At 45.8% G+C, this 1,528-nt stretch carries 2 protein-coding genes; both read left to right on the forward strand.

The window, feature by feature from the left end; all coding sequences use genetic code 11:
• Positions 1 to 959, forward strand: a 959-nt coding sequence (locus tag VLN09_RS11590) for an IucA/IucC family C-terminal-domain containing protein (protein WP_325246680.1), incomplete at its 5' end; no start/stop codon positions are given.
• Positions 952 to 1,528, forward strand: a 577-nt coding sequence (locus tag VLN09_RS11595) for an RraA family protein (protein ID WP_325246682.1), incomplete at its 3' end; no start/stop codon positions are given. The genes VLN09_RS11590 and VLN09_RS11595, both read left to right, overlap by 8 nt.

Genomic DNA, 1,528 nt, shown 5'->3' on the forward strand with positions numbered 1-1,528 from the left:
CGATTCTGATGCAGGCCAGACAAATAGATAAGGTATTGTTAGCGCAGCTGCGGTTATGGGATGAGCGCCTTTGGTTGGGCTATATGTCGCCGATGCATCTACAAGATAAAAGCGCAACCAATCCCTGTTTTTATCAAGAAAAACCCACGCATTTAGGCGCTATGCTCAGGAGTCTACCAACGGATCTGTGTAATGACCAAGTGCGGCTACTGCCCATGGCAAGCCTCGGCATGTTGGTGTCTAAAGATAGCATAAGTCATCATATCTTTGATGAGATCATCCAAGCAAAATCGCCTACGACGCAAACAGCGCACATAAAACGCGCGGCTATTGATTGCTTCAAAAACCTGTGTGAGGTGTTTTTGGGTACGATGCTGCGCTGCCTGCGTTTAGGGCTTGCTCCTGAGATGCACGGACAAAACATCGTGATGGTGATGAAAGATCATCGTTTTACCAGCTTGCTATTGCGGGATCATGATTCGTTACGTATTTATTTGCCATGGCTTACGCGTCATCAAATAGCAGATCCTGAGTATTTAAGCCCGCCCAATTTTAAAAATCGCTTGTACCTAGAGACCCCGCAAGCACTAATATTTTATCTTCAGTCCTTGGGTATATTGGTCAATCTTCGCGCCATTATTGAAGCATTGTCAGCGCATTATGAGATTAGTGAAGCAGTGCTGTGGCGTGAGGCGAGGGACAGTATCCATAGGGCATTGACGGATATTGACTTTGATGCCGATCAATATGAGCTTATCCGCGAGCAGCTACTGACTAATCCATACTATCCGTATAAGACATTGTTGTTGCCCGTGATTGAGCGCGGTGACAATCCCCATGGCAGCATGCCTGCAGGGGAGAATGTGACTACCAATCCTTTTTTTAGGGCAAAAAACATTGAAGCAAATCTTATGGTGGATTCAATACGAAAGCATAGTGAGATAAAGATTAATGGATAAATTTGATATTGATACGCTAGTAGATAGTTACAAGAGCATAGCCACCTCGACGATTGGTCATCTGATCGAAGTGGGGTATTTGCCAGATATCAAAGCGCTGTCTCCTTGCACCCATACTGTCGTTGGAAAAGTCATCACAGCGACTTTGAACTCAGACAATACGGAGGTGATTAATCAAGCATTGATTCAGGCGCAGCCGAATGACATCTTGTGTATCGACGCGCAAGTGCTTGGCATCAAAGCCTGTTGGGGCGCGTTACGTACTTGCGCCGCTATTTATGAAAAGCTCGCTGGCGTTATCGTCATTGGACAAGTGACTGATTCGCTACAGATTCAGCAACTGGGCTTTCCTGTATTTACGCAAGGCATAAGCGCAGTCACTACCTTTAAGAGTGAGCAGACGCACGGCGTACTGGCGTCTGATATCCATTACCGTTTTGGCGCGCAGACTACCATGATTCGCTCAGGCGATATCGCCATTATGGATAATGATGGGGTATTTGTATTATCACCAGATATTGCACAGCAGTTACTGCAAAACTGCCAGACAAAGCATCAGCAAGATGAAA

The sequence above is a fragment of the Psychrobacter sp. genome (assembly GCF_035469765.1).
Classification (GTDB): Bacteria; Pseudomonadota; Gammaproteobacteria; order Pseudomonadales; family Moraxellaceae; genus Psychrobacter.